At 36.1% G+C, this 26301-nt stretch carries 20 protein-coding genes; 6 read left to right on the forward strand and 14 right to left on the reverse strand.

The features are described 5' to 3' along the window. Nucleotide 1: 1 nt before the first annotated feature. Nucleotides 2–670 carry a dienelactone hydrolase family protein gene (locus tag KO505_RS12445; RefSeq protein WP_216055770.1) on the reverse strand — a complete coding sequence of 223 codons (669 nt, stop codon included), beginning with the start codon at nt 668–670 and terminating at the stop codon, nt 2–4. A gap of 59 nt (nt 671–729) precedes the next feature. Beyond that, nucleotides 730–1566, reverse strand: coding sequence for a pirin family protein (locus tag KO505_RS12450; protein ID WP_216055771.1), 837 nt, complete (start codon nt 1564–1566; stop codon nt 730–732). 171 nt (nt 1567–1737) lie between these two features. Between KO505_RS12450 and KO505_RS12455 the strand changes: the two genes are divergently transcribed. Continuing rightward, entirely contained in the window at nt 1738–2718 is a 981-nt protein-coding gene (locus KO505_RS12455) for an ion channel (RefSeq protein ID WP_216055772.1), read from the forward strand. Between the two features lie 34 nt (nt 2719–2752). Here KO505_RS12455 and recD read toward each other — a convergent pair whose 3' ends face one another. From recD to KO505_RS12500, 9 genes are all read right to left on the reverse strand, one after another. After that, complete coding sequence (recD, locus tag KO505_RS12460; protein WP_216055773.1) at nt 2753–4936, reverse strand: exodeoxyribonuclease V subunit alpha; 2184 nt, start codon at nt 4934–4936, stop codon at nt 2753–2755. Next, nucleotides 4929–9038 carry an exodeoxyribonuclease V subunit beta gene (gene recB, locus KO505_RS12465; RefSeq protein ID WP_216055774.1) on the reverse strand — a complete coding sequence of 1370 codons (4110 nt, stop codon included), beginning with the start codon at nt 9036–9038 and terminating at the stop codon, nt 4929–4931. The genes recD and recB overlap by 8 nt, the downstream gene beginning before the upstream one ends. Beyond that, nucleotides 9035–12793 (reverse strand): exodeoxyribonuclease V subunit gamma, encoded by a 3759-nt coding sequence (gene recC / locus KO505_RS12470; RefSeq protein WP_216055775.1) that lies wholly within the window; start codon nt 12791–12793, stop codon nt 9035–9037. The genes recB and recC overlap by 4 nt, the downstream gene beginning before the upstream one ends. Nucleotides 12794–13009: 216 nt before the next feature. Next, the gene (locus tag KO505_RS12475; protein WP_216055776.1) at nt 13010–13468 is read right to left on the reverse strand and encodes a hypothetical protein; all 459 of its coding nucleotides are present in this window, start codon (nt 13466–13468) and stop codon (nt 13010–13012) included. A 176-nt stretch (nt 13469–13644) separates the two neighbouring features. After that, nucleotides 13645–14862 (reverse strand): multidrug effflux MFS transporter, encoded by a 1218-nt coding sequence (locus KO505_RS12480; protein WP_216055777.1) that lies wholly within the window; start codon nt 14860–14862, stop codon nt 13645–13647. Nucleotides 14863–15065: 203 nt separating this feature from the next. Continuing rightward, a complete protein-coding gene (locus tag KO505_RS12485; protein ID WP_216055778.1) occupies nt 15066–15452 on the reverse strand; it encodes a VOC family protein in 387 nt (128 codons plus the stop codon). A 47-nt stretch (nt 15453–15499) separates the two neighbouring features. Beyond that, nucleotides 15500–16174 (reverse strand): 2OG-Fe(II) oxygenase, encoded by a 675-nt coding sequence (locus tag KO505_RS12490; RefSeq protein WP_252731780.1) that lies wholly within the window; start codon nt 16172–16174, stop codon nt 15500–15502. A 124-nt stretch (nt 16175–16298) separates the two neighbouring features. Then, entirely contained in the window at nt 16299–17696 is a 1398-nt protein-coding gene (locus KO505_RS12495; RefSeq protein ID WP_216055779.1) for a sensor domain-containing diguanylate cyclase, read from the reverse strand. A gap of 105 nt (nt 17697–17801) precedes the next feature. Further along, nucleotides 17802–18128, reverse strand: a complete 327-nt coding sequence (locus tag KO505_RS12500; RefSeq protein ID WP_216055780.1) for a hypothetical protein — start codon at nt 18126–18128, stop codon at nt 17802–17804. Nucleotides 18129–18294: 166 nt separating this feature from the next. Here KO505_RS12500 and KO505_RS12505 point away from each other — a divergent pair, with 166 nt between their 5' ends. Then, the gene (locus tag KO505_RS12505) at nt 18295–19113 is read left to right on the forward strand and encodes a PhzF family phenazine biosynthesis protein (protein ID WP_216055781.1); all 819 of its coding nucleotides are present in this window, start codon (nt 18295–18297) and stop codon (nt 19111–19113) included. A gap of 17 nt (nt 19114–19130) precedes the next feature. Here KO505_RS12505 and KO505_RS12510 read toward each other — a convergent pair whose 3' ends face one another. Then, entirely contained in the window at nt 19131–19445 is a 315-nt protein-coding gene (locus tag KO505_RS12510; RefSeq protein ID WP_252731781.1) for a DUF6122 family protein, read from the reverse strand. A gap of 196 nt (nt 19446–19641) precedes the next feature. Between KO505_RS12510 and dbpA the strand changes: the two genes are divergently transcribed. Beyond that, nucleotides 19642–21027 (forward strand): ATP-dependent RNA helicase DbpA, encoded by a 1386-nt coding sequence (gene dbpA / locus KO505_RS12515; RefSeq protein ID WP_216055782.1) that lies wholly within the window; start codon nt 19642–19644, stop codon nt 21025–21027. Nucleotides 21028–21125: 98 nt separating this feature from the next. On the opposite strand, the gene KO505_RS12520 is transcribed toward dbpA, so the two are convergent. Beyond that, on the reverse strand, nt 21126–21518 hold the full coding sequence (locus KO505_RS12520; protein ID WP_216055783.1) for a hypothetical protein: 393 nt from the start codon (nt 21516–21518) through the stop codon (nt 21126–21128). A gap of 473 nt (nt 21519–21991) precedes the next feature. Here KO505_RS12520 and KO505_RS12525 point away from each other — a divergent pair, with 473 nt between their 5' ends. Beyond that, the gene (locus KO505_RS12525; protein WP_216055784.1) at nt 21992–23596 is read left to right on the forward strand and encodes an ABC-F family ATPase; all 1605 of its coding nucleotides are present in this window, start codon (nt 21992–21994) and stop codon (nt 23594–23596) included. Between the two features lie 83 nt (nt 23597–23679). Here KO505_RS12525 and murI read toward each other — a convergent pair whose 3' ends face one another. Next, nucleotides 23680–24540: a glutamate racemase gene (murI, locus tag KO505_RS12530; protein ID WP_216055785.1), complete on the reverse strand. Its 861-nt coding sequence runs from the start codon at nt 24538–24540 to the stop codon at nt 23680–23682. 235 nt (nt 24541–24775) lie between these two features. On the opposite strand from murI, the gene xthA reads away from it, so the two are divergent. Both xthA and KO505_RS12540 read left to right on the forward strand, forming a co-directional pair. Beyond that, nucleotides 24776–25597, forward strand: coding sequence for an exodeoxyribonuclease III (gene xthA / locus KO505_RS12535; RefSeq protein ID WP_216055786.1), 822 nt, complete (start codon nt 24776–24778; stop codon nt 25595–25597). Nucleotides 25598–25614: 17 nt separating this feature from the next. Next, entirely contained in the window at nt 25615–26211 is a 597-nt protein-coding gene (locus KO505_RS12540) for a YceI family protein (protein WP_216055787.1), read from the forward strand. Nucleotides 26212–26301 lie beyond the last annotated feature (90 nt).

The raw sequence follows: 26301 nt of genomic DNA on the forward strand, positions 1-26301 counted from the left end.
ATTATGATGGTAATGAACATGTTCGTTCCTCATGCATTTTATTTTGCTGTATCAAGCTTGGTATGAAAACGGACGGCTGATTGATACATTCAACGTTAACTAACATATCCGTTACCTGTTCGCTTGCCGTCATATCGTAGTTAACCGATTGTGGATTAACATACCCATGTTTTAACGGAACTTGAACAATTCTAAGATTCTGTTTTGTAACAAGATGTTGAATAACCTTTGGCAAATCAAAGTGTTCCTCTTCTTTTGGAAACACAATCGTAAACGGACAACTTGGGGTTAAATCTAATGAATGCCTAATTTGTCCCGGATAAAAGCCAATACAATGATTTATACATAAGTGACTGTTGGTGTTCAATTTAGTAGATACCACCTGCCACAATGCCGCAGCACCTGCACTAAAACCAATACAATTGATAGCTTGTTCATCAGAAATGTTAAGTTGAGCCAAACATAACTTTAATTTGTTCACATAAGCTTCCAAACCACCTGCATCTTGAAACGCTTGGTAAGCTTGTTGCTCGTTTTCGAAATTGGTAAGGCCATCATTTTCTTCATAAGGGCTTATACAAAATGTGTTGTGCCCTTTTTGTTGCCATGTTTGTAATAAGGTTTTACACCAAGACGTTTCACCAAAAATATCAGTGACTAATATTAACAATATGTTCTCCTAAACCTTTACCTTGGTTACTAACTTTTTACTCGTCTCTGCTCAATGGATTATCCTAATCGGCCCGCATCCAAATCAACAAATGCTTGCTGAATCTCTTCATTAGTATTCATAACAAAAGGTCCATATTGCACAATCGGCTCTCCGATTGGATCACCCATTACGACTAATGCACCAGAATCAGGAAACAAGGTCAAATCAACGGTGCAGCCTTCACCAAATGTGACTACGTGAGACGATGTTATCTGCTGTTGATTTACTTGGATCTGCCCTTGATAAACATAAATGTAACCTCTGGCATTATGATTAAACATGAGTAACTGTTGATGTTCGACCTCTGAACTTATATCGTAAATTTGTAGTTGGATATCATCCCTAACTACAGGGCCTGTTTTATCAAAGTTTGATACTTGACCAGCAATCAACTTTAGTCGTGTTTTATCTTGCTTAAGAGGTAAAACCGGAATTTGTTCTTTTGTAATATCAACATAGGAAGCGTCAACCATCTTATGTTTAGCTGGAAGATTTATCCATAATTGAAATCCCCATAATAAACCTTGATCTTGTTTAGGCGTTTCCGAATGAATGATACCTTTGCCAGCCGTCATATATTGTACCCCACCGGAATTAATTAACCCGTGTCCTCCGGTAGAGTCATTATGCTCCATGCTGCCATGCATAAGATAAGTTAAGGTTTCAAACCCTCGATGTGGGTGTGGCGGAAATCCAGCAATATAGTCATTTGGATCATCTGAACGAATTTCATCAATCATTAAAAATGGGTCTAAGTTAGGCAATTTAGGCTGACCAATCGCTCTTGTCAGCTTTACACCAGCACCATCTGTCGCCGGCATTCCTTTTAAAATATGGATTATTTGCTTATTCATACTCGTGTTGCCCCATCTGAGTTTAAAGAAATGTCATATGTTCGAATTGGTTAATCATAAAGCGATAAAAGTGAAATAACATAAAAAACCAAAATATTTATAGTCAAATACCCATTATTCTATTATTTTTATTAGAAAGAACATATTGTTAACTCATTATCAAGGTGATTAATGTCAGACCAAAATACTTGTAAATACCATAACCTTGAAGGCAAGCGCTGTGAAGAAAAAGATATGGGTGCAGGTCATTGTTTCTGGCATGATAAAACCATTGATAAAACAGGTATGGACTTAAGTGAACGTTTAGAAAACTACGCAAAAAGTGGTGGAATGTTACAAGGGCTCCAACTTAAACAAGCTAACCTTAAAGACATCCGTCTAGTTCGTCGAGGTTGCACTAGTGGTTACGATATGCGTAATTGTGATCTCTACCGTGCTGACATGGAAAATGCTCATCTGTTTAACATAAACCTAGAAGGTTCTTCTTTAATGAAGACCCGTCTTAATGACTCCAAATTAAATTGTGCAAATTTACATAATACGAATCTATTAGGCGTCAAACTGCAGAATGCACGTATCGATAATATTAAAGTGGGCGAATATGTTCAGCAAGAAGCTATCGCGATACAAGCTGATAAAGATAAAGATAGAACCAAAGCGATTGATTATTATGAACAGTCAGAAGAAATATATCGAAATTTAAGAAAAACCGCTGAAACTGACGGAATACATGTTTTAGCTGGTCATTTTGCCCATAAAGAACTGATTATGCGCCGCAAACAACACCCACAATATTCTCAAAAAAGAGTTGTTTCTAAAGCCGTCGATTTATTTTGTGGTTACGGTGAAAAACCTATAAATGTGATCTTATTCTCATTAATATTGATTTTATTTTGCGCCGTTTTGTATTTTATTCTTGGCATCAAAAGTGATACCGGAATCATTCAATTATCTTTCAACAACTCATTTGTTGAGAATCTATATAACTTTTTCTCTAGCATTTATTTTAGTGTGGTGACTTTTACTACCTTAGGTTATGGCGATATTAACCCAGTCGGATATTCCAGATTGGTCGCCACCATAGAGGCCTTTATTGGCAGCTTTGCATTGGCCTTATTTGTTGTGGTTTTTGTGCAAAAAACCACAAGATAAAACCCCTTCCCCATATTGACGATATTAAGACATCTTATGTTGATGACATATTATGTCTTAATAACAAACTCAAACCTGACTGCCTAACCGTTGCTTTGTTAATAGCTTGTTGAATTTCTTGAGCTTGGCCAAAGATAGTGAACTGTTTTTTAGCGCGAGTTAATCCTGTGTACAGGATCTCTCTGGATAAAATCTTATTGTTAAGGTTGGCATCGGGTAAAACTAATGCCACATGTTTAAACTCTGATCCTTGGCTTTTATGCACTGTCATAGCGTAAACTGTTTCGTGTTTAGGTAACCGTTGGCAAGACACTTTCATCACTTGGCCATCAGGCTGCAAAAAATAAGTCATTAATTGTTTATCATTACCAATAAGCTGTAAGCCAATATCCCCATTATATAAACCCAAATGATACGCGTTTTCTGAGATCATCACTGGGCGACAATGATAATGTTGCTCATGGTGATTAACCAACTTACGAGAAATTAGCCTCTGTTTGATATGCCTATTGATCCCTTCAACACCAAACTCACCTTCTTTTACGCAGGTCAGGATTTGGAACTGCAATAAGTGGTCGAATAACCTTGTTAAAAAAGCATAACTGAGCTCTGGAGGTTGATGGATAAACTCTTTTGCCTGTTGGATTAATAATAGTTGGTGTTTAAAACTGAATTCTATCAACGAGTGATAACTATCTAGGTCTGGTTTTATCCAATTGAGTTCAGCTTCGAGTATATTATGTGCAACCTGGTTTGCTTGGTCTGATAATAAAGAGATTACTTTGGCGCTGTTCCCTTGATTAATAAACCTAGCTAATTGGCCAATTAAACCGGCAGCACTAAAACGATAACTCTTTTGTAATTCAACCACCAAATTCAGAGATTGTGTTTCAACACGGCATATTTCTGCTAATACGTTGCCAGTTTCCACCGACGATAATTGCTGCCTATCCCCTAATAAAATAACTTGAGCATGTTTAGGTACGGCGGCTAACAATTTGCTCATCAAACTTAAGTCCACCATAGAGGCTTCGTCGACGATCAATACATCAACAAATAATTTATTGTTTTCGTTATACGTAAACTCGTTTAACCCTTGGGGTTTTAATAATCTATGAATAGTAACCGCAGTATTAGGAAGCCTATCTTTAATAGTTGAGTTTAATTGCAAACTCCCTAATGAATGCGTTATTGATTCAGCTAATCGTTGTGCCGCTTTACCTGTTGGAGCCGCAAGTTGTATGTTTAACCCTAATACTTGAGTTGTAATTGGTGACTTATATTGTTGAGTTTGTTCATATTGATCATGTAACTGTAATAATGTCGCTAATAGTTTTACTACAGTTGTTGTTTTACCAGTACCTGGTCCACCAGATATCACTGAAAATGGTTTAGTAATGGAGTTAATCACTGCTTGTTTTTGCCAGTCAATCTCTTGGCTAGGTTCAAATAAGGTATTAACTACAGTCTCTATCTGTTGTTTATCAAGGGTGTTAAACCAATACGGTTTATCATTGGCCTCTCCTTTAATAAAGTTCACTACTGCTTTTTCATAATTGAAATACCGACGCATGTATAAGCAGTTGTTAAACAGAACTAATGGCATTCCATCCGTTTCTATCGAGTACTCATCTTCATACAAGGTAAATTGGCTAGCCAAACCACTGTTAAGTAGAATATCTTGCCATTGTGACTGTATTGGCAGCTGCTCTAATACTTGTTTGGTTAAATTATGCTGCTGTAATTCTGGTGGTAACCAAGTAAATGGTTGGCTCAAGTTGACTTGATCTAAATGTAAACACGCATCTTGTATACTCATGTCATAACTAAGTTTCGCAGTCAGTAACAGCACAAAGTTAATTTCTGCTCGGGTTAACTTAATCGTGTTACCCAACTCATTGTTTACGATCATTTCACCGTAGATAAAACAAGCAAAGTGATAATCCATTGATTGAATGATCTTGTGCTGTTTTAGTAACAACAGCCATTGTAACGTTTCGGGTAACTCTCTATTCGCTAGATTAGTGCTGTCATTGGCTTTATCCAATTTGCAGCTTATGTCATCCGATAGCTCTATAGTGTGTTCATTCTCAATGCCTTGAACAAAAACTGACGTGTTTTTAAACCACTGTTTTATTGGCTTTTCTACCATAGCGTTGTCTAAATCCGTGTTAGTAGAATTAGTATTGCTAGAATTGGTTTTATTTATATCAGTCAAAGTCAAACCCCATCTGTGAAACTGTGCTGGTTACGTCTTGATGACTCAAATCATCCGTTGCTGAGTCTGTCTCAGTTTGGCTTTGTTGTGATAAAACAGGTTCACTCTTTTCAGCATAAGTCGACTGTGATTGCTCAAACTTACCTTCTAATGCCGCGTCTAAGTATTCAATAACATCTTGTTTTATATTCATAACATAAACACCAGATGTTGAAGTATTGTTCATTGTTTGCATGCCGCGCAAAAATAAATAAAGAGCACCTCCAACATGAACATTGTAATCGTAATGAGGTAAACGCGACTTTAGCCAGCGATGAAGTGCCAACGTGTAAATCAGTGCTTGTATTTGATAATGATGATCGGACATGGAAACCTCTAAATTAGCATGATTATAAAACAATAAATCATCGCCTAAATAATTGGATTTATAGTCTAATACGTAATATTTATCTTTATGATGTACCGTTAAATCAATAAAACCTTTTACGATACCTGACAGGCCATCTTGATTGGCACTTGCAGATAAAAAATTATCAAAATGCACCGGTTTTAAACCCATCATTTGTAACGCGTTACTTATAATCAATTGGTTCAAACTGTTGAAATTAAAGTAGAATTCCATTTCAACCAATCTATCTTTTTTTTCTATGTCAGCAAGGGAGTAACTCGGCGTTTGATCTGGGGTATTTACGTTTTCATCTATGGATTTGGTATCAGAACCCGCCAATAAATTACAATTAATAATATCTTTCATCCAGTCTATCGTTACTGAGACCCATGACAGTTCTATTCCATATCGCGTTAATCCAGATTCAATAACATCAACCTGTTCAACCACTGGCTGTTGAAAATCTAAGTTCTCCATAATCCAATGTAAACATGTTCCTGCATTCGCGCCTTTGGGAAATGAAAATCTATCTTTTACCATTATTGGCTCAGATGTTATCTGAACATTTGATTGTTCTGGCTCAATATTGTTTTGTTCATCCGATAAACCAGACACCCAAATATCATTTAATTGTTCTTGGGCAAAACTATCCGTAGTTTTATACCCAGCGGACTCCACGAATTTACTTTCGCTGTGATGCGCGCCAGCCACTAATGATGAATAACTTATCATTTTCCAATTATCGTTTACGTTACCACTAAATTGAGAAAAACTAAGTACCGGCGTTTTTTTACTGTGTAAGCTTAGTCCAGCAGATTTACGTTGATTAAACTCATCGACCACCAGATCTTCAGCTTGGCTTTGATATTGGAAACAGTCCTTAAATTCAATGTCATTATTGAAGTCTAGCTGTAACAATCGGTTACAGGCTTGTTCTATTAATTCATTATTTGGTTTTTGATTGGTGGCTAACTCACCTAACAACACTTGCCCTAAACCTGAATTATCTAAAACAGGTCGTTTATATGCATCTAATAAATTATATACACCGATCACTAAATTGAATATTGGACGGGTCATCGCAACATATAATAAACGTAAATCTTCCGCTAAACGTTCAGCTTCAGCTTGTTGTAACTCTTGAGTGCGATTATCAACACGATAAGTTAACCCTTTAGATTCTTGATTTGAGGTATAAATAGCGGTTTTTGCCGCTTTAAAATCACAAACAAAAGGTAGATATACAATTGGATATTCTAACCCTTTTGAAGCATGTAAAGTGGCGATTTGCACTAAGCTACTGTCGGATTCTAAACGTAATTGTTGGTCGTCCGTTGCGTCACTCCAGTTATCATCGGCAATCACTTGCTGCTCAAACCAATGTAGCAGTTTTTCAACACCTGCATGTTTAACCGATTGTTGTTGGATAAGTTCAGACAAATGGCGTTGGTCTGTGATCAATCGTTCATATTCATTTGGCTCTAACAATTGCCATTTATTCAAGGTATCTGCTTGTAGCAAAATGGTGTCAATGGCACTTGAGATTTGACCATAAACCCAACGTTGATTAGCGTTATAAAACCAATCTAAATGCTGCTGCCATAATACAGGATCATGTTGCAGCTTAAATAATGTGTCGATGTCATAAGCAAAAAAACAAGTGGCGCAGGCGGCCCTCACTTTTTGCTCATTAAACGGTGAATTAATTGCCATCAATAACCGCAGTAAATCTTTGGCGACTGCAGTATTGAATATATTGTCACGACTGATAAATACCGAGCGTATATTCAACTGAGCTAGGGTCTTTTTAATTACGCTGGCTTGATTACGGTTTCTTACTAAAATACAAATATCGTTTGCTTGTACGGGTAATACTTTACCCTGTTTATCGATATACGTACTGGGATCGTCACTGGTGGCTGATAACAAGGTTTGCTGTATTTGACTGGCACACCATTTAGCTAATATACCTTCAGCATCTGATTGTTTAAATCCAACTTTATCAGGGGCTTGGGTATCTGGTAATAAATGGCAAAATGTTAATTGATTTGCATCTTTGCCATTATCTATCAGTTTAAATGTATCTGATTTGCCCGCTAACACAGATTCAAAGGGGATCTCTTTTTGTTTAAATCCTTCAACACTTTGTTTGAATACTTGGTTAACGGCATTCACTAGCTTGGGGTGAGAACGCCAATTGGTGTCTAAGGTATAATGTTGTGAGTCGGCTAAATCTTGTTTTGCTTTGATATAAGTAAATATATCGGCACCACGGAACTTGTAAATGGCCTGTTTAGGATCACCAATTAAAATCATATTAGCAGTGGTTGTTTCGCTATCTTGCGACCTGTTATATATGGCATTAAATATACCGTACTGAACAGGATCGGTATCTTGGAACTCGTCAATAAAGGCCAAAGGGTATTTAGTTCTAATGGCCTGCAATAACAAATTATTGTCCTCAACCACATCCACATTTTCCACTGTAGACGTTGCATTTATAGCGTTAAGTAACTGAGTTAACAAATCATCAGGGTTAATGATCTGTTGTTCGTTTTTAATTTGTTGTGCGCGGTTTTCTATATAATCTTTCGCCAGTCTTAACCAATGACTTTGAAAACCTCCATTTTTAAGTTGGTGTACTACCTCAGCCAATTTATCAATGGTTTGGCTAATTGGGTGGTGAAGCGGTTCTGATTTAGCTTTGTAATTACTGGCATTGTTTAATGAATCTGAGCCCCATAATCCCCACTCGTCGCCCTTCTCAAATTCTGGAAACCAATTATCTGATTGAACAAACTCCGTCAACACACCAATACGTTTGTATATCTTGCCAGTCTTTTTAAGATCTGATTCAGCCAATAACTTGGAAAAGTCCGATTTTTTCCATTCTTGTTTTAAATTGATAATCAATGATTGATAATCGTTGATCAACTCATTATAACGGCTTGTATCAAGCGCTGGCGTAATATCTATGTTTTTACCTAATACCGATGCAATCGCTTTGTATAATCCTTCAGGGTTACGCCAGTTTTGTTCAAACCAACCAAACTCAACACCATCTAATGGAACAACGTGTTTACGCCAAAAATCATATAACGCACCTTGTAAAATAGGTTTATTATCCATTTCAAATGTTTGTTCAAAACTTGAGTTAGTTTCAAATGCAAATTGCTTAATGCAACGATGGCAAAAGCCATGAATTGTAAAGATTGAAGCTTCATCTATTAACGTTATGGCATTTTGTAACCTGTGATACCCCTGCAAAACTGCTTTTTTGATATCTTGTTCATTGTGGACAATAGACGCAGGTTCATTGCCATTTTGTATTTCAGCTGGTGAAGTTAACAAACGGTGAATATACGTATTGAGAAGTTTAACTAGATTTGAATCAAAACTATCACCAGTATTTGTCGTTTGTTGCAAGACACTTTGGTTAGGGTCACCTGTTAATTCATCCGTTAATAAAACTTGTTGAGCTTCAAGTAGTTTTTTTCTTACTCTGTCTCTGATCTCTTGCGTTGCGGCTTCTGTAAAAGTAACCACTAAGATCTGCTCAATAGATTTAGGGCTTAATGTCGTTTTTGTATCTACAAGTCCCAATAATGCGCGTAAATATAATGTGGTTATCGTGTATGTTTTACCAGTACCGGCACTGGCTTCAATAAGCGCATTCTGATCAAGTGGTAATGTAAGTGGATTTAATTTATTCATTTTAGATTCACCAACTCCTTGATCTGCTTAATGACTTTTTTCGTCTTTCCACTTTGGTATTGTTCTGCCATGTCTGATAATTGATTTACCGTAATACGTTCAAACTCATCGTCAAACTGCTCCAATTTAAACAAATGTTTAGAAGCGTAATCGTCACTGGCTAAATTTCTTGCACTGAGATTAAACGTATTTGGGGTTATATGTTTAGCTAAAACCGCATTTAATCCCAACTTAGAAGCGCCCTTTTGTTTTTCTGCTAACCAATCTACCGCGGGGTCTATATGCCAAGTTAACATTTGGTTTTGATTTTTATAACGAACAAACTCTGTTGCCCATAATGACAATTGTTCATTAGCATGTTCAGGCTGTAACGGTTCAAACCAGCCTATAGTGTCATCATTACCAATTAATATTGTCATAGATGCGTTAAATGCTGCACATTTACTTAAATGTATTAACCAAGCAGATAAAGTATCAGATTTTCTAATTTTTCCGCTACGGACAAATAAGCTCACCTGTTGGTTATGAGTAATAAACGTTTCTATAGTTGATTGCACTGATATTTGTTCCAACCCCAATTTCGAAGTCAAACTGCTTGGTAGATCTAAACTGACTAAATGTTGGTGTTTAGTTAATTTCAGTTGTTCCATGTGATCGATACTGAGTATCTCTTTTATCAGGTTGACCATATTAAGACTTTGTTTTTGGTATGAATCCAACACTTTTTCACCCCATTTTTTTGCAGGGTAATTTCCAGAGCGTAAATACTTTTGGTTTAACTGTTTATTGGTTTTCTGTGTTGTGACGTTTTGATCGTCGGCTAATGGATTGTTAAATAAAAATAAGTCTAATAACGCCGATTGATTTTTATATTTCTGTAATCCGTCATGCTGGAATACTTCATGATCTGATAAAACATCGTTGTTTAGATCCAGTTTGATATCTAATACACGACGATAAAAATACTTAATTGGATGCGTCCAAAACTCAATCAATTCGCTAAGATCAATTTGATCCTTTTGTAATTTGATAGGATCAAACTGCTCGATATTTTGATCCTGCTGATCCAAATTAGGATCTTGATTGTTATTGGAATGATCGTGTTCACTTGACCTATGGACAAAGTGGTCACTTACTGCACTATTACTTTGTACAGAATTTTGTGTCTTACAAACTTGATACCAACGTTCAGAGTAGGATTTATAAAGGCTTAAGCCGCCTTCATTTAAAAAATAGCCCGAATTAAATGGTTGCAGTTTATGTTTGATCACGACGCGATCAAAGATTGATTCTTTCTCATTAGGATTGTCGACAATAAAAGACTGTTGCATATAATCGATCAATTCCGACAAAATAACCGAAGGCATTAACTCTTTATTATTTTTAGCTGATTGGCCAATAAAACTTAAATGCAGTTTTTCTCTAGCAGAGCTGATGGCTTCTAAAAATAAATAACGTTCGTCTAATTTACGCGAGCGGTCCCCTTTTCTAGCAGAATTTAATCCCACCAGATCAAAACTAATTGGGTCAACATGACGGGGATAATCACCATCATTTAACCCTAAAATACAGATAACTTTAAATGGCACTGAACGCATTGGCATTAAAGTACAAAAATTCATACGTCCTGCCAAAAATCTTTGAGCTACCCCACTCTCACTTAAATGCTGTGCAAAAAAATGATGAATTAAATGGTAATTAATACCACCAGTATAATCACGGTCATCCAAATAAACGTGTAACTGCGCGATTGAATTTCGTATCTTTTGAATGGTGATCACATCAATTTTGTTTTGATATTCCGTTTGTTGTTCATTTTCACCTAAAGTAAATAAGTGCGTAACAAACTGTTCTAATAACTCACACCACTGCTCAATTGTTTTATCACCATTTAAGATCTGCTCTAATTCAACTAAGAAACTAAAGTAGTTTAATAATTTACCCAATATGGCTTGGTTAAGCCCTTCAATTTTTTCATAGGCTAAAATGTTGTTCCATAAACCTTCTTCACCTAACGACACCCCCAACACCATACGTTTTAATCCATATACCCAGGTATTAAGGTCGATTTCTGGTAATTGCCACTTGGCTTTATGTTTAGCGTCAATTGCCCATTTAATTTGACTCTGTTCAATCCATTGTTTTAATAAATTAATGTCGGACAAACTTAAATTAAACGTGGACATTACCGCAGGCACTTCTAAATGATCTAATAACTCTGATACTGTAAAACGAGAAGATGGCAGCAGTAATAAGTCGATAAATGTGTTTAATAATGGATTTTCTTCCAAACCGCCTCGGTCAGAAATCGTGAATGGGATAGTTTGATTATGGCTTGAGTTGTTTCCACTAGTTATAGCGCTAGACTCAGATTTAAAGATAGATTCAATAAAGGGTGCATATTGATTCACGTCCGGCACCATAACCAAAATATCTTTAGGTAATAAAGTGGGATCTTGTTCAAACCAACCTAATAACTGGTCTTTTAGTACCTCAAGTTCACGAATTCGACTGTGGCAGTTATGCACTAATATAGAGTCATCGTCATTGGTTAATAAGACTTTACCGTGATCAGAGTTGATTTGTTTAGGCGTCAACGGAGTTTGTTCACCCCGATATTGTAAATTTAGTATGTCGTTTTGAATTTTTTCTAAACTTGAAAATGAATCTAACTCTGCGCTAGGTTCAATAAAGACATCGGTGATATTAATATTGGCGTTTGTTAACACGTCCAGATAATCACGCCCAACTTTGCCCCAACTTGCCAATAACGGATTACCCGTCACAAAGTAATCCTCTTTATGATTAACATTAAGCTCAGCAATTTGTTTTTGATTACTGTCTAATCGCGCAATGGTTTTATCACTTAATATATCGCCCCAATATTGGCTACACGGATTTAACCATAAAATCTGTACGTCGATATGTTGAGATAACGCTTCCAATACTTCTAACTGATGAGTCGGTAAAGTAGAAATACCAAATATAAATAAACGGTCAAGAGACGTTGGCAATGCGACTTTTAATTCTTCAGTACTGATAGTAGATAATTTATCTAACAATAACTTATGCATACTGGCACGGTGCAATGGGCTTTGGTTTTGTTGATCCGTGAAAGTCACTAATGCTTGCCATAAAATGCACTGCCATTGTTGCCCTTTAATATCATCACCTTTGACAATATCTTCTTTAGGCAAATCTAAATGGCCTTGTTGCCAGTGTTCTAACCACTCGGGTCTATACATTAAATAGTTATCAAATACGTCTGCTATTTTTTCAGCTAATTGGAATAACCTGAGTTGTTCATAACTACCGATCTGTTCTGACGATGATTTTCCATTTTGGTTTGCAAAATGATTTTCGTTGGAATGGTGATCTATACATTCAACAGCAATGGGTTTGTCATTGTTTAGATAATCGGCTATGGACTTGAATTCAGGTTTGTTTAAATGCTCTGGTAATAATTGATATAACTTCCACGTCATTCGGTCTTTATTAAATGGACTTTGTGCAGGAACATCAGGCAATAAGTTTTGATATAGACGCCAAATAAAACTACTTGGTAACGGAAAGTCTATATTAGCCGCTATGCCATTGGCCTCAGCTATTTGCAGTTTTAACCATTGAGACATACCAGGACTGTGCACCAAGATAGTTTCTGGAGTTAGTGCATTATCACTGATTGGGAATTTAATTTGAGTCGACAAAAGCGTAACTAAAGCTTCGAGTCTATTAGATTGATATAGGTTTAACATTGGATGCTAAAAATTCCATTTGTTAGTGCTGTTTTCTATAGTAAGGGATCTTTAATCTATAAGGGAGTATTTAAAGGAATTAATTAGTCAACGACATATAAATTGTTTAACTCATTCTTGCTAATTATAAAGGGAATGCACCTATACATTGGCAATAAAAAAGGACAATTGTTGTGCAATTGTCCTTTATTAAAATGATTTATGACTGCTGTGATATTAAACAGTACCCGACTTACACTGCTCAATGCGTATTTTATTATCGACTACTTTCGGTATTTTCAGTTCTGTTGTTACAACTTCTGAAACCACTTTAGCAGTATCTGTTTCTTCTATCCAAATAGCAGCTTTGTTATCAGTCACTTGTCTTTTTAATGCGTAACGTTGACCTGCATCTAACGTTACATCAAAATTAACATAACCTTCACCACCGATATCAAATTGAGCTTTAACCCAAAGATTATGACGCCCCGCCATCAATTCTCTTGATTCAGAATAATCTGACTGTCTGTTTCGGTAACACGCTAAATAAACGTATTCTTTTGGTGTAGATATATCTTGTCGGTAGTTCTCAATTACAAAGTGGTTATCTTTAACTTTTTTCTCAAAAGGAAAAACACCACAACCGAAAACCAAAGAACTTAACGCAACGACAGTAACTAATTTAACTATTTTCATACAATATATTCCTTTATTAGACCAAATTTACGATAGCCATGATTTAATAAAAAAGCAAATTATCTAATAAAATTAATAAGTAACAATTTGTTATTGATTGTAATTGTAAACTGAATAATTAGTTTTTAACATTTATTTAAGATTATCCCCTTTGCCTGCGACTCTTATTTAAGAGCCTATATTGCAGTTACTAATTTGCTTTTTTTCTTTGCTCTTAATATCAAAACAATGGAGAGCAAAGCACAAACAAAAAAGCCAACAGTCAGCGGTATAGCAGATTCATTATATAAATATCCGATAACACCACCGATAAATACGGAGATTAACGTTTGTATGGAACTTATCACCGAATTAGCTACGCCAGCAATATGGCCTAAAGGTTGAACAGCTAATGAGTTTAAATTGCCAAATAAAAGGCCAAAAAAGAAAAAGCTAATGGATAAATACATCATCAACATGAATATCGTTGGTTCATTTTGTAAAACAAAACAGTATATTAGAAATAAACTACTGCTTATTAACAAACCTAGTAACGCTGTTAAACATAAGTTAACCATTTTATAACGCATTACTAATTTAGAATTACTAAATGACGACAATCCAAGCGCTAGGGCTAATACACCAAAATACAGAGCAAACTGCTCCCCTAATTTATAATGGATTTGCAATAATTGCTGTGACGTACTTAAGTAGCCAATAAAAGATCCAAATATTACGCCACTGGCTAACATGTAATTGCGGCTAACTTTATTGGTTAATGTTTCCTTTATACCGTTAAAAATCGCGGTTAACGTAAAAGGTAAACGTTTATCAAGGTCTAATGTTTCTTCTTGCCTGAAGTGCAACCACAATAAAGATGACATACTAAACAACAATACAAATCCAAAAATTGCACGCCAATCTCCAATCCATAATATGCCTTGACCGACCGAAGGAGCCAACGCCGGTACAATTATGAAAGACATAACAATTAACGACATAACTCGACCCATTTCTGGACCTTCAAATTTATCCCTGATCATTGCTAAACTCACAACTCTGCAAGCGGCCGCGCCAAAGCCTTGTATTACACGACCAATGATCATCATATTAAAATCAACGGCAAACAAAGAAATAAGATCGCCAATAATAAAAATACTGACACCTAAGTAGATTGAATTTTTCCTACCAAAAGAATCAGATATAGGCCCGTATATCATCAGCCCAAATGCCATGCCAAAAAATACCGAAGATAACACTAATTGAGTGTCATTTTCATTGGCGACTTTCAGGTCAGTACCTAGTTGAGATAGCGCGGGTAAAACCGCATCAATGGTTAACGCCACTAAAGACATTAATAAGGCCATTAAACAGATAAATTCAAAATTGCTAATAGCTTTAGCTTGAGATTTCATTTTTATTCTTAATGTTAATAAATAAACGGGGTTAATTGGTTTTATTCACGTTGAATGTGGGACAAACTGGGAATATAACTTAGTAGGATTTTATCATAGGAACACGTTTATAAGTATGCGCTTTTATGAACTAAGGTGACATTAATCAACTGTACCTCATTAAATAACATATTCACTAAATATAAGAAATGACCAAGCTCTGTTTAACTGCACTGATATAGCTCTAACGGCAAGCCATCTGGATCGTTAAAAAAGGTGAACTTTTTATCGGTAAATTCATCCACTCGAACCGGCTCGACCTCAATCCCATTATCTAACAGGTATTGTCGAACCTCTTCCACTGAATCAACACAAAATGCTAGGTGTCTCAAACCTAGCGCTTCTGGATAACTGGGTCTGGGAGGTGAATTGGTAAAAGAGAACAATTCAATTTGACCACCTTTGGGCAATTTTAAGTCAAGTTTAAATGAATCTCTATCCGCTCTATAGTTTTCAGCGATTATTTCAAGTTGTAACACTTCAGTATAAAAATGTTTTGAAACTGGGTAATCAGAACATATTATCGCGGCATGATGAATAGATTTAAACAATGTTTAACCTTAATTTATTTTGGTTATTAACCTAGTTATATTATGAGTTATAACGGTGGATCAATCTTATCCGCTATAGAGGTATTAACTCGAAACCAACCAGCAATAGAATAACGATCACGGTTCGCTTTTAATACTTCATGAGGGAATTCTTCACTTAAAAAAGCGACGATGGTTCCCATCAAAGGGATCACTTTAGTGCCCTCTTTGTCTTTATCATCCTTGTATATGACTAACTCACCACCATCTGTACTTACCCAACCAGAATTGAAATAAGCAACAATGGATAATACTCGGTTTGCCTCACCTCTAAATGCATCATAATGGCGTTTATAATAGTTACCTGGACCATAATGAGCAAAATGGCTTTCAAATGAAAATAAGCCTAAAAATAAACGTCGATTTAGATAACTTTGTAATTGCGCATTCCAATCTAACCATTGTTTGCCCGCATTACTTTCACCTGTTATCCAACAAATCTCATCGGTACGAACAAACTCATTTTTTAAATATTCGCCACCTCGACCAATACCTGCATCTTTGAATTTTTCAGTTTCCATGGTTTGCTGGTGGATATACAAAGCATTTGTTAATTCTACCGGTAAGGCGCCAGGACGAATACTGTAACCTTGTTGTTCAATATCTTGTGCTATTAAGTTAAATAAACCGTCATCACTCGTACTGTTACCATCAAAAGATGAGATCTTTTTTATCGCGACCAAGTTATTTTCTCTTTATATAAAGTAGACAATTGTTATCTTATTTTAAGTGATGCGCATCATACTTAAAAAATTGAAAAGGACACGCTTTTTTATATACTTTAACAACATAAAAAACGGCTATCGTTTAGAAAACCATATACCTATCTTTACCGGCCTTTTTAGCTTGATACATCGCATCATCCGCGTCTTTTATTTCGCTTTCCAAATCTGTATTTTCTGTTACTTGCGTAACTTTTAAGCCAATACTGACGGTGATATTGATCTCATCGTCATTCTCAGTGGTAAATGAACAATTCCTAATTTCATTTAACAGTCTGTCCCCCAATTTAGAGATACATTGCTTTGAAGATACGGCGACAACAAAAGCAAATTCTTCCCCACCATGACGACAAAATGCATCTTCAGTCCTGAATGATTGAGCCAATCTATTCGCTACCACTTTAAGCACTGTATCACCGGTAACGTGTCCATATTGATCATTTATTGTTTTAAAATTATCTACATCAATAAATCCAAACGCTAGAGTTAAATGATTACGTCTTGCTAAATGAATGACTTTTTGTGCTTGATCGATAAAATATCGGCGGTTGGGTATGTTGGTAAGTTGATCAATAAAAGCAATTTGCTCAAGTTTAACCTTAAACTTCATCAGTTCTTTTGTTCTTTCTTCCACCCGTTTCTCTAGACCCACTTTTAATGCTTTTAACTCTTCATTTTTACTTTTTAACTGCTCAATATGGAATTTCTTTTCCGACACATCTCTTTCTATGGCAACAAAATTAGTAACTTCACCAAATTTATTGGTTAGCGGCATAATGTTCATTTCTATCCAATAAGGCCGCCCTTGTTTATCATAATTAAGCAAGGTTTCTGTGATAGCTTGATTATCTTTAAGGGCCTTATTGATGCGGTCAGTGGAGTTTTTATCAGTCAATGCCCCTTGCAGTATTCTTGGTGTTTCACCAATCACTTCTTCAGAGGTATAACCGGTAAGGGTTTCAAACGCTTTATTAACATAAACAATTTTGGGGCCAAACGGTTTATCTATGGTAGACGCTTCGGTAATGATCACTAGGTCCTGAGTATTCTCAACAATTTCTTCAAAAGAATATAATTGTTTTTTATCCGTTATATCGTTAAAAGTCACTACCACAAAACTATCTGTGTCACTTTCCCCACGTTCTACATAAGCATTGATTAAAAACCAGCTTATCGTATCGTTACTACTATCCACCACACCAACAACTTCATCAATTAAAGGGCTATTGAGTTGTTTTACTTTTGTCACTGGGTATTCATCTACAGACAAAATCCTGCCACTTTCATCTACGAAATGCCACTGGGGATCATAAGCAATCTTGCCTAATATTTGCGCTCGGGAGAGTCGTAATAGTCTTAATGCTACGGGATTAGCATACAATACAGAGGTGTCCCATGAATGTATTACTACACCAATATGGGCATTATCTAACAGTCTCTTTAAATTCAAATCATTTGAAAAACCAGGTGTTTTCACATTCATAGACTAATAACTCCTTTTGTAAAAAGCGTAGTTAGCTTTTTACAAAAAATAAAGTGCTTACTCTTTCCTTCAAAATTAAGTTAACTGTAGGTAAAAAATTTGTCGTTAATACTTATGACCTAAAAATCGGTCTATTAATTTTGAAATCCGCTCCATTACTTCTTCTTCTATCAGTTCAAACGTTAAATTTAGTTTATCCAAAACCAGTACAGCCCTTTGCTGTGGTAGTGGTGCTTGATTCATCAGTAACTCTAACTCTGGTAATTTTTTATCGTAACGCGGTACTATTTTAAATGTTAAATTAGCAAATTCTACTTTGGAAAATACCTTTTCTGCGACCACACAAAATGACTCTACGTGGTCAAGTCCATCTGGGCCTAAAGAACCGGGTTCAACTCTTACCACTAACTTTAAATCTAACTCTTGACTCATACCGAGGGTAAACCTACTGAATGTTTATTTAACTATCTAAGCACAGTAATCACATTACGGCTAACTTAATTGATATTTATTAACTGGTTATATGTTGGTGACAAAAGTAATGCACCGCGTTAATTTATATATCGACAATAATATCCAAATAATAAGTTATCCATTTATGAAATTAACAATGAGAGTGGTTGATGCATTTACTGACACTTTGTTCAAAGGTAATTCTGCAGCAGTCATAATACATAACGATTGGCTACCAGTAGTAACGATGGCAAATATAGCAGCTGAAAATAACCTTTCTGAAACTGCCTATATAAAACCAATTAACGACAATCAATTCGCGATTCGTTGGTTTTCACCGATAACTGAAATTGATTTTTGTGGTCATGCTACCTTAGCGTCAGCGTTTGTATTATTTACTGATAATCCACATCTAAACACAATAGTATTTCATACTGATAAAGTGGGCATATTAGAAGTCAATAAAGGTGAAAATGGCATTATCGTAATGCAATTTCCTAATTTAAAACCTACGATTGCAGAGCATATTCCTCTAGCTTTGCTAGATGCTATTTCTATTAAACCCAAACAAGTTTTAAAAAACCAACAAGCTTATTTTGTAATATGTGAAACAGAACACGAAGTACTCAATATTACACGCAATAACGACTTATTAAAGACATTAGACCCTTATGATTTAGTTGTCACAGCACAAGCTAAGTCCAATAATTTTGCTGACTATGATTTTGTTTCTCGCTACTTTTGGCCAGCCAATGGCGGTGATGAAGATCCCGTAACCGGTTCTATTCACGCTGGACTAGCGCCTTATTGGGCTGCGGAATTGGGTAAAAACAAACTGGTCGCTCTACAAGCCTCAAAACGCCAAGGTGTTTTACATTGTGAAATTGATAATTCAAACGGCAAAGATGTTGTGATCATATCTGGTCAAGCTGTGTTGTATATGCAAGGTGAGATACACGTTTAGTATTTTCATTGACCAATTTACATAAACCAAACACCAAGGTTTACCTTACAATCTATGCTGTCCAAAGCCATATGAATGACCAAGCCGATACCGATTAAACGCATCGGCTTAACAAAACACATTGCAATGTACGCAAATACTAAAGGCAATTGGTGTAAGGGATGAAATCCAATACTGCAGCGTAGTGGGTCATATATTGGCGTTGCTAATAAATGGTCAACATCCACCAGCATAGTTAACATCATTATTAACAATGCTTTTTGCCAATCATCTCTGAAAAATACCCAAGCAATAACCAATGGAACTAAAAAGTGTAAAAAAAGGTGGAACATAAAAGAGGCTCTTCCATTAATAATTTGTCGTCTGAGTTAATAGTGATGATACTCATACATAGGCTGCTAGATTAATTTGTCATTTTGAAATGTAAACAAAAGAAATAACAATTAAGGTTATCTCTCATATTTAGTTAACCATTAAGCTGTTATAATCGCGCCAATTTTATTGTTCGCATACATCTAGGGTACTACTTTGACACAAACATCATTTTCATCATTGGCACTTAAACCAGACTTGGTAAGTAATTTAGCCACTCTTGATTATAACGAAATGACTCCAATTCAAGCGCAAAGTTTACCTTTGATCATTGACGGTAAAGACGTTATTGCCCAAGGCAAAACCGGTTCTGGTAAAACGGCTGCCTTTGGTTTGGGTCTGTTACAAAACTTAGATGTAAAACGTTTTCGTATTCAGTCATTGGTATTATGCCCTACCCGTGAACTTGCTGACCAAGTAGCAAAAGAAATTAGAAAGTTAGCCCGTGGTATCCACAACATTAAAGTATTAACCCTTTGTGGTGGCGTACCTATGGGACCTCAAATTGGATCATTAGAGCACGGTGCACATATCATAGTTGGTACACCAGGACGCATACTTGACCATTTAGATCGTGGTCGTTTAAACCTAGATAACTTAAATACATTAGTGTTAGACGAAGCTGACAAAATGTTGGAAATGGGTTTCCAAGATGCGGTAGATGCCATTATCGACTTAGCTCCTAAAAACAGACAATCTTTGTTATTTAGTGCCACCTTCCCAGATCAAATTAAAGGCATTGCAGGTAAGTTACTTAAAGACCCAGTAATGGTTAAAGTAGAGTCTACTCATTCTGGGACTAGCATAGATCAACAATTCTTTAATGTTGATAACAATGACGCACGTAAACAAGCCATTCAGCTTTTGTTAATGCAATACCAGCCTGAGTCTTGTGTGATTTTCTGTAATACCAAAATAGAAACCGTTGAAGTAACAGACTTTTTGTTAGATTCAGGCTTTAGTGCAATTGAATTAAACGGTGATTTAGAACAAAGAGACAGAGATCAAACTTTGGTACGTTTTGCTAATAAGAGTATTTCAATATTAGTAGCAACGGATGTTGCCTCTCGTGGATTGGACATAGACAACTTAGATGCCGTAATCAACTACCAATTAGCCCATGATGCCGATACCCATGTTCACCGTATTGGTAGAACAGGTCGTGCTGGTAGCAAAGGGGTTGCTTGCAGTTTGTTTACTAATAAAGATTCATACAAGGTAGTGGAAATCGAAGACTACATGGATATCCGCATAAAAGAGTCTGAATTACCTGATGCGTCTGTTTTAGAAAAAGAAATCTTTGAACCGCAAATGGCGACCCTTCGCATTGATGGCGGTAAAAAACATAAAGTACGTCCAGGTGATATCCTTGGAGCACTTACAGGTAAAGACGGCATTGCGGGTAAAGACGTTGGTAAAATCAACGTATTGGATTTTTGCGCTTATGTTGCTGTGCATAAATCGGTTGCTAAAGACGCCCTACACAAGTTAGAAAAAGGCAAATTAAAAGGCCGTAGTTTTAGAGCTTGGCGCATACGTTAAACTCATTTGTTCTTTTTAATCAATGAACATTAGGCTAATAGTTAACTACTTATACGTGGTTAACTATTAGACCAACAATATACAAATCCGTTTTAGTGCTAAAGGCACTTCCTATGTAATTCTATCGTAGATATTTTGTTAAATTTAACGCCTTCCATGACAAATACATCTTCCGTTATCCACTGACAATTATCACCTCGGTGATTATCTCTTGTGGTCACTATTAAATTTCCATCAGCAGATTTAGATACAACTATATATGCCATAGAAGAACTAAACGTGACATCAAAATCAGCAGTAAATTGGTCAGCGCCACGTTGGGTGGCTAACAGTCTGACTATGGTCGTATGACCTCCCGCTTTGCTGGTGACTTTAATAATTTGATTTAACTCTTTGTGCCAAAAACGTTCAATCCCCACAACAAAGCCGTTTATTTCAACACTAGAGTCCGGTTTTCCTTTTAATTGTATTTTTGATTGGTTCGTTGGCATGCAAGTCGAATAATGATTATTTAAGCTCTGTTCCCTATATATCTCATAGTTCCCTATAAAAGCATCAAGTTTGGCTGTACAAGTGCTCTTGACTTCAGAAGCATGAGTGAATATTGATAATAAAGAAATGACAATAATTAAATAGTGCATTTTGTAGAAATTTTCTCGTGTCGTTTATAAAAAGTTTCTAATCTTGATAATCATAAAAACTTTATAATTCATTGAATAGCCTAACAATAATTAAATCACCTCATAACTACAACTAATCATTTACCACGCCTAAATCTTCCCGAAAATGTTAATGCACTTATAACTCTTTAATAAATATATTAAGAAACAGATTTGTTTAATTAATCGACAGTGAAGGTCGACTTTAGAGTTAATGCTCTGTATAATGCGCGCGCTCTAGTTGGCAATAACTGGCATTCAGATCAGTTATGGTTCTGCAAGCCCCACATATCAGGAAATACCCTTTGATCACTACCGCAAATATCACCATGCAATTTGGCGCTGTGCCATTATTTGAAAACATCTCGGCTCAGTTTGGCCATGGCAACCGTTACGGTTTAATTGGTGCCAATGGTTGTGGCAAATCAACCTTTATGAAGATCTTAAGTGGTGCGCTATCGCCATCTTCAGGCAATGTTTCCATTACTCCAGGTAATAAATTAGGGGTATTAAGTCAGGATCAGTTCGCATTTGAACAATACTCAGTAGTTGACACCGTTATTATGGGCGACACTAAATTATGGGAAATCAAACAAGAACGTGACCGTATCTATTCTTTACCAGAAATGTCTGAAGAAGATGGAATGAAAGTCGCCAACCTTGAAACTGAATTTGCTGAAATGGACGGTTATACCGCAGAGTCTCGTGCCGGTGATATCTTATTAGAAGCTGGTATAGATGAAGAGTTTCATTTTGGCTTAATGAGCCAAGTGGCACCGGGTTATAAAGTCCGAGTGTTATTAGCTCAAGCCCTATTCTCAAATCCTGATATCTTATTATTAGACGAACCTACCAATAACTTGGATATACATTCAATCAATTGGTTGGCAGACGTGTTAAACCAACGTAAATGCACAATGATCATCATTTCCCATGACCGTCATTTTCTTAACTCTGTTTGTACACATATGGCTGACATTGATTATGGTGAATTACGTATATATCCAGGTAATTACGAATACTTTGTTGAAGCGTCATCGTTAATTCGTGAACAGCTGTTATCAGAAAACGACAAAAAAAGTGCTGAAATTGCTGAGTTAACAGCCTTTGTTGCCCGTTTTGGTGCTAATGCGTCAAAAGCAAAACAAGCCAGTTCACGTGCTAAAAAGCTAGATAAAATTGAATTGTCAGAAGTTAAATCTTCTAGTCGTCGTACCCCTTCAATCGCGATTAAACAAGATCGTAAATTACATCGCCAAGTTCTTATTTTAGAAGAGTTAGGACATGGTTATGATGAAGGTCCATTATTTAAAAACGGTAACTTAATTCTTGAAGCCGGTGCCAAGCTTGCTGTGATTGGTGAAAATGGCGCAGGTAAAACGACGTTCTTACGTTGTTTGATTGACGAGATCAAAGCAAATAACGGTGTGGTTAAATGGTCTGAAAACGCCACTATCGGTTACTGCCCGCAAGACAGCACAACAGATTTTGATTGCGATTTAAGTTTATTCGACTGGTTAAGTCAATGGCGCACCAAAAAACATGACGATCTTCAAGTTCGTGCCATGTTAGGTCGCCTGTTATTCACCGCCGATGACTTCGAAAAGAAAGTGAAAGTTTGTTCTGGTGGTGAGAAAAACAGACTCTTATTTGGTAAATTAATGATGATGGACTTAAACGTGTTAGTCATGGATGAACCTACCAACCATTTAGATATGGAATCAATTGAAGCACTTAACCATGCGTTAAAAGAATTTGACGGTACGCTTATATTTGTCAGCCATGACACCCAATTTGTATCCTCTTTGGCCACGCATGTTATTGAGATCAAAGATAGCAGCATGGATATATTCCACGGTTCTTATCGTGAATACCGCGCAAGTCAAAAGCTAAAAAACAAAGCTGCTTAGCTTTATACGAATTAACCATAAATAAGCCATCGTACGATGGCTTTTTTTATACGTTACATTAAATATTAATATTAACTAGTGTATTAGTGAGCTAACTCAATAGTGTTGACGTCTATGGGTGTTCCCCATAACAAACTAAATAGACCATTTAACTTGATGCCGGCAGATAAGTCCGCGCTTTCTAGTTTAGTACTAAGAAACTCTAATTTACTTTGATCATTTACGTCTTCACATGGACTAACATAAATACCTTTATTTAATATCCCTCTTGTTTCCAACTGACGTTTTAATTCTAAACAAACAGGCATAGACGGCTCTATAATAGTCACAGGCTTAGACGTTAACTCGTTTATGCATTGGCTAATACTGTGAATTAAAAATGCATAATGGGTACAACCTAATACCAAGTGATCTATCCCCTTTTCAATTAAAGGTTTGATATAAGACTTTACCGCTTGTCGAGTGTATTCTGTGTTAAGTTGACCTTGTTCCACCAAGTCCACAAACAAAGGACAAGGGACAAGCTCCACCTGAACTTTATCTTCAAACCGAGCCTTTAATCGTAATAATGAATCACTGTTAATCGTCTGCTGCGTTGCTAACAATCCAACTAATCCTGTTTTACTCATTTGAGATGCCGGTTTTAACGCAGGCTCTACTCCAATAATTGGGATGTCGGTTAATGTGCGTAGATAAGAGATGGTATGCACCGTAGCCGTATTACAAGCGACAACGATAGCTTTACAGCCACGTTTAATAAAATATTCCACAATTAAACTAGTTCGTTGCTTAAGAATGTCTGTGGCTTTATTACCATAAGGGCTAAATTGATGATCGGCTATGTAAATGAGCTGTTCGCCCGGCATTATATTTTGAATCGTTTTTGCGATGGACAAGCCACCCACTCCCGAATCAAAGATCCCTATAGGGGATTGTTGTGTCATTAATTGTATTTCCTGCAACTTCATTTAGCTTAATTCAAAATACGCTCTATTTTTGAATTAACGCTCATTGTCGTATATTTCCCATTGTTAACCTTAACCATGTTACTTGTTGATGTTTAAAATTGATATTGTATAAATAGTTAATTTTAAATTTCTCGTTGTTTTCCTTTGCTATCAAATTTAGATAAAGGCATGATCACACCATATAAGTATTTAACATCTAATAAGAATTATTATGAAAATCATCTCTTTTAATATAAATGGCATTCGAGCCCGTATTCATCAACTTGCTGCATTAATTGAAAAACACAATCCAGATATTATTGGATTACAAGAAACCAAAGCTCACGACGATGTATTTCCTTTTGAAGAGGTTGAAGCCTTAGGTTATACCCCTATCATTCATGGTCAGAAAGCACATTATGGTGTCGCTATGTTGGTACGTAATGATGTAGCAGCGCGAATGACACACTCACAAAAAGGCTTCCCTACCGATAACGAAGATCATCAAAAACGTATGGTTATGGTCACAGTAACGACAGAAATGGGCAACAAAATAACCGTGCTTAATGGCTACTTCCCGCAAGGAGAAGCAATTGATCATCCGGTAAAATTTCCATACAAAAGACAGTTTTATTCTGACTTGATGAATTACTTAATTAGCCATGAAGATGCCAGTGAAAATGTTGTAGTAATGGGCGATATAAATATCTCCCCAACGGATTTAGACATTGGTATTGGTGAACCCAATAGAAAACGTTGGTTAAAAACCGGCAAATGTTCATTCCAACCAGAAGAACGTGAATGGTTGAAAACATTAATGGATTGGGGATTTAAAGATACATTCAGAGAACAACACCCTACTACGGATGATAGATATTCATGGTTTGACTACCGTTCTAAAGGCTTTGACGATAACCGTGGATTACGTATAGATGTTGTTTTAGCTACGCATGGTCTAAACGATAAATGTACTGACACCGGTATAGATTACGAATTACGTGGAATAGAAAAACCATCTGATCATGCGCCAATTTGGTCAGTATTTGATATTTAAAGATAAAAGGAATAACAATGAAATTAACACCTAAGTTAACGTCACGTTTGTCATTATTACTATTAACATTAGTATCTGCTTCAAGCTTTGCTGATTGGACACTTAACAATGATAAATCTAATTTAAACTTTATTTCAGTTAAAAAGTCGAGCATTGTAGAAGTTCATCACTTCTCACAATTAGCCGGTTCAGTTAAAGACTCGTCAGGGAAAGCCAATATAGAGATCAATTTGGCCAGTGTAGAAACATTGATCCCTATCCGTAATGAACGCATACAATCTTTATTGTTTCAAACCAACATGTATCCTAAGGCAAGTATAAGTGCCGACATTAATGTTGCAGATGTTAATCAATTAAAACCTGGTGAGTCGTTCAAAACTAAGCAAACCTTAGTTTTAGATTTACATGGAGTGAAAGATGAATTGGTTGCAGATATTCAGGTCACTAAGTTAATGAATAATTCACTAAATGTTAGTTCGCTAAAACCCGTTGTATTAAAGGCTGCTGATTTTAAATTGGTAGAAGGCATTAATGATCTTAGAGATATTGCAAGCTTGCCATCTATCACCACTCAAATACCAGTTACCTTTAATTTAGTATTTGATATAAATTAACCATTAAAAACATAATCCCTACTACAACGAACCAAAGATAACGTTTAATTCTTTGCTTTGGCTTAATAATAAAAGGCTGTCGTTACTTCC

Origin of the sequence: Psychrosphaera sp. F3M07 (genome assembly GCF_018860345.1) — a bacterium.
Taxonomy (GTDB): domain Bacteria; phylum Pseudomonadota; class Gammaproteobacteria; order Enterobacterales; family Alteromonadaceae; genus Psychrosphaera; species Psychrosphaera aquimarina.